This is a genomic window from Trebonia sp., from assembly GCF_030042015.1.
Lineage (GTDB): Bacteria > Actinomycetota > Actinomycetes > Streptosporangiales > Streptosporangiaceae > Trebonia.
Window position 1 is genome coordinate 1 of the sequence record NZ_JASIAL010000507.1, and the last position, 3961, is coordinate 3961.

The 3961-nt window shown below is 75.0% G+C and carries 4 protein-coding genes and 1 pseudogene; 4 read left to right on the forward strand and 1 reads right to left on the reverse strand.

The features are described 5' to 3' along the window. The 4 genes and pseudogenes from Q1N79_RS27125 to Q1N79_RS27140 all read left to right on the forward strand — a co-directional run. Positions 1 to 185: pseudogene (locus Q1N79_RS27125) on the forward strand (hypothetical protein); the annotation flags it as partial. After that, positions 182 to 1861: a murein biosynthesis integral membrane protein MurJ gene (murJ, locus tag Q1N79_RS27130; protein ID WP_300613857.1), complete on the forward strand. Its 1680-nt coding sequence runs from the start codon at positions 182 to 184 to the stop codon at positions 1859 to 1861. The pseudogene Q1N79_RS27125 and the gene murJ, both read left to right, overlap by 4 nt. Then, positions 1858 to 2976, forward strand: a complete 1119-nt coding sequence (locus tag Q1N79_RS27135) for a glycosyltransferase family 4 protein (protein WP_300613858.1) — start codon at positions 1858 to 1860, stop codon at positions 2974 to 2976. The genes murJ and Q1N79_RS27135 overlap by 4 nt, the downstream gene beginning before the upstream one ends. A 12-nt stretch (positions 2977 to 2988) precedes the next feature. Continuing rightward, a complete protein-coding gene (locus Q1N79_RS27140; RefSeq protein ID WP_300613860.1) occupies positions 2989 to 3480 on the forward strand; it encodes an 8-oxo-dGTP diphosphatase in 492 nt (163 codons plus the stop codon). 169 nt (positions 3481 to 3649) lie between these two features. Here the strand turns inward: Q1N79_RS27140 and Q1N79_RS27145 are convergent. Then, positions 3650 to 3961: glycerate kinase (locus tag Q1N79_RS27145; RefSeq protein ID WP_300613862.1), on the reverse strand; the 312-nt coding region annotated here is incomplete at its 5' end.

Genomic DNA, 3961 nt, shown 5'->3' on the forward strand with positions numbered 1-3961 from the left:
TCGGCGCCGCCGCGGCGGCCTGCCTGCCGCGGCCCGCCCGCGTGGGGCTGCTCGCCGGCATCGTGGCGCTCACGGCCGCGTCAGAGAAGGTCAGCTTCACCAAGGTCATCGCGGCGACGCCGTCGCTGCGCTGGCTCGACATGCTCGGCCGCCGCCCGGCCGCGGCGCCGCGGCAGGAGCAGTGACGGTTCCGGTCGCCGAGCGCGGCGGGGCTCGGCAGCGCAATCGCGGCATCGGCCGGGCGGCCGTGATGATCGGCGTGATCACCGTGCTCGCCCGCCTCGTCGGGTTCGGGCGGCAGGTGGTGTTCGCGCACACCGTCGGCACCACGTGCCTGGGCACCGCGTACACGACCGCCAACATGGTGCCGAACATCATCTACGACATCGTGCTCGGCGGCGCGCTCTCGTCGGTGGTGGTGCCGGTGCTCGCCGGCCGCGCCGGGCGGGGCGGGCCGGCCGGGCGGGAAGCCAGGCAGATCGCGTCGGCCCTGCTCACCTGGACCGTGGCGCTGCTCGTCCCGGTGAGCCTGCTCGTCGCGCTGGCCGCGCGCCCGATCGTCTCCGCGCTGCTCGGCGACGCGAGCGGCTGCCCGCGCGCCGACCTGGCCGGCGTCGGCGCCCGGATGCTCATCGTCTTCGCGCCGCAGGTCGTGCTGTACGGGCTGGCCGTGGTGCTGTACGGCATCTTGCAGTCCCACCGCCGGTTCGGCGGGCCGGCGGTCGCGCCGCTGCTGTCCAGCCTGGTCGTGGTGGGCGCCTACCTCGGGTTCGGCGTGGTCGGCGGGACGTACGTGAACCGGCTGCACTCGCTGCCGCCAACCGCCGAATACCTGCTGTCCGGCGGGACGACGCTCGGCGTGCTCGCGCTGGTGCTCACCGCGGTCGTCCCCGTCTGGCGGCTGCACATCGGGCTCAGGCCGGCCTGGCGGTTTCCCGGCAGGGTGGGCGTCCGCGTCAGGCGGCTGGCGATCGCGGGCGTGCTCACGCTGGTGGCGCAGGACGCCTCGGTCGCGGTGGTGATCGTGCTCGCCAACCGGTACGGGAGCCCGGGCGCCCTGGTGCTCTACGGCTTCGCGTGGGCGGTCTTCATGGTCCCCTACGCCGTGCTCGCGATCCCGGTCGCGACCAGCGCGTTCCCCGAGCTTTCTGCGCGCTCGGACCGCACCGGCCCGGGTCACGACGCGGCCGGGCCCGCCCCCCAGCCGGAGTTCGACGCGACCGCGGCGGCGTCGACGCGCGCGATCCTGGTGGCATCCTGGCTGGGCGCCGCGGCGCTGGCGGGGGCGCGGGTCCCGCTCGCGCACGTCTTCGAATCGCACAACGCGGCGTCGGCCGCGATGCTGGCGGTGGCGCTGGCCGCGTTCGCGCCGGGGCTCGTCGGGTACGGCCTGGCGGCCAACCTGTCCCGGGTGCTGTACGCCCAGGGGCGCAACCGGGCGACGGCGCTCGCGATCAGCGGCGGCTGGCTGCTCGTGATCGGCGCGGACCTCGCGATCGTGCCGCTCGTGCCGGGCTCGCGGGTGGTGCCCGCACTCGGGCTCGGCACCTCGATCGGGCTGACGGTCGCCGGGGTGGCACTGCTCGTGCTGGTCCGCCGCGAGCGCGGCGCCGCCGCGCTGGCCGGCCTGCTGCGGGCGTTCCTCGCCGGCCTGGTCGGATGCGCCGCCGCCGGGGCGGCGGGGTCGGCCGTCGCGTCCGTCGTCCGCGGCCGCGGGTTCTTCCCCAACGTCGGCATATCGGTGCTGGTCAGTGCCGTGGTGGCCGCGGTGTTCGTCGCGGTGGTCGCGAACGTGGACGGTGGGGACCTGCGCGCCGCCCTGGGCCGCCTGCGCACCCGCGTCCCGGCGGTCGAGCCGTGACCCCGGAGCGGATCGCGTTCGTGGTCGGGACCACCGCGGGCGGCACGGGCACGCACGTAACGATGCTCGCGGCGGGGTGCGCGGCGCGCGGGCTGACCGTGTCGGTTTTCGGGCCGGCGGAGGTGGGCCGCAGGTTCGGGCTCGCGTCCCTGTCCGGGGTGGCGTTCACCCCGGTGGAGTTCGCTGACCGCCCGCGGCCAGGCGACGCCGTCGCGGTGCGGTGCCTGCGGCGGTGGCTGCGTTCGTCCGCGGATGTGGTGCACGCGCACGGCGTGCGCGCCGCGGCGCTTTCCGCCCTGGCGCTCGGCCGCGGTCGCGATCCCGGCCCCGCTCTCGTGGTGACGGTGCACAACGCCCCGCCGAGCGGGGCGCTGGCCGCCCCGATCTACCGGCGACTCGTACGGATCGCCGCGCGCCGCGCCGACCTGGTCCTGTGCGTCTCCGCTGACCTGGAGGAACGGATGCGCAAGGCGGGCGCGCGCCGGGTAGCGCGCGCGGTCGTCCCCGCGCCCGCCGTCTCCGCCGCCACACCGAGCCCGGCGCCCGCGGCCGGTTCCGCCCGCCCCATGGTGTTCGCCGCGGGACGACTTGTGACACAGAAGGGGTTCGGGACGCTGCTGGAGGCGGCTGTCTCCTGGCGGACCATGACACCGGAACCGCTGGTCGTCATCGCCGGCGACGGGCCGCTGTCGGTCAGCCTGCAGTCCAGGGCGGTCTCCCTCGGGGTGGACGCGAGATTCCCTGGGCACCGCGACGACGTGCCCGCGCTGCTGGCGGCGGCCGCGGTGTTCGTGCTGCCCAGCCTGTGGGAAGGCCAGCCGCTTGTGCTGCAGGAGGCGCTGCGCGCGGGCGTGCCGATCGTCGCCTCACGGGCCGGCGGAATACCGGACCTCACCGGCAACGGCGCGGCGCTCCTCGTGCCGCCAGGGAACCCCGTGGGCCTGGCGAACGCGGTCCGGTTGGTGCTCGAAGACCCGGCGCTGGCCGCCCGGCTGCGGGAGGCGGCGGCCAAGCGGGCTGCCGCGCTGCCCACCGAGGACGACGCGGTGACCGCCGCGCTTGAGTCGTACGCGGCTGCTGGCAAGCTCGCGACTGCGGCGCGGCGTCGCTCCTGAGATACTGGCCTCGTGCCGCTCACCGCCACGTGCCTGTGCCTGCTCACCCGGATCGGCGGCGACGGCCAGCGCCAGGTGCTCCTCGGGCACAAGAAGACCGGCTTCGGCACAGGGAAGATCGTCGGGCTCGGCGGGCACGTCGAACCCGGCGAGTCCCCGGCCGACGCGGCCGCCCGCGAGGTGAAAGAGGAAGCGGGGATCGACGTGCCGCCCGCGGCCCTGCGCGAGGTCGCCTACATGACGTTCCTCTTCCCTGTGTGCCCGCGGTGGGACATGACGGTCTCGATCTTCACCGGCGCCGACTGGACGGGCGAGGCGGCGGAGACCGCCGAGATCACGCCCGCATGGTTCCCGGTCACCGGCCTTCCGCTCGACCGCATGTGGGACGACGCGCGGTACTGGCTGCCGCGCATCCTCGCCGGGGAGCGGGTGCGCGCCACCTTCACCTACGCCGACGACTGCGAAACCGTCGCCGAAGCAACTCTCGCACCGCTAGCCACGTGACCAGCCCTGCCCCATCGCCCGCGCCGCGTTATCGCGAAGACTTATTTTATGGAGTAGAGATTTTGCACTTCTGGGTACACAAAGTCTTCGTGTAGAAAAAAGTCTTCGCGATCCGGCGTTTCCCGGCCATCCGCCGCGAGGCCACCGACGTCAACGGTCCCGGACGGCATCACCGAAGCCAGTCGGCGGCGATGCGCTCCGCGAGCCGCTCGACGAGCGGGCCCGCGTTGGCCATGGAGCGGCCCACGTCGGGTTCGATGGCGGTGAGCGGGTAGGCGGCCGCGATCCCGGCCGCCCGCAACTGCGCGGCCGACAGCGTGCACACCCCGGCGACCGCGACCACAGGGACCGCCGGGTCGTGCGCGGCGGCCGCGCGCGCCACCCCTACGGGCGCCTTGCCGCGCAGCGTCTGCGTGTCGAGCGCGCCCTCGCCGGTGATCACCAGCCGCGCGCCGTCCAGCTGCCGGCCGAACGAGAGCAT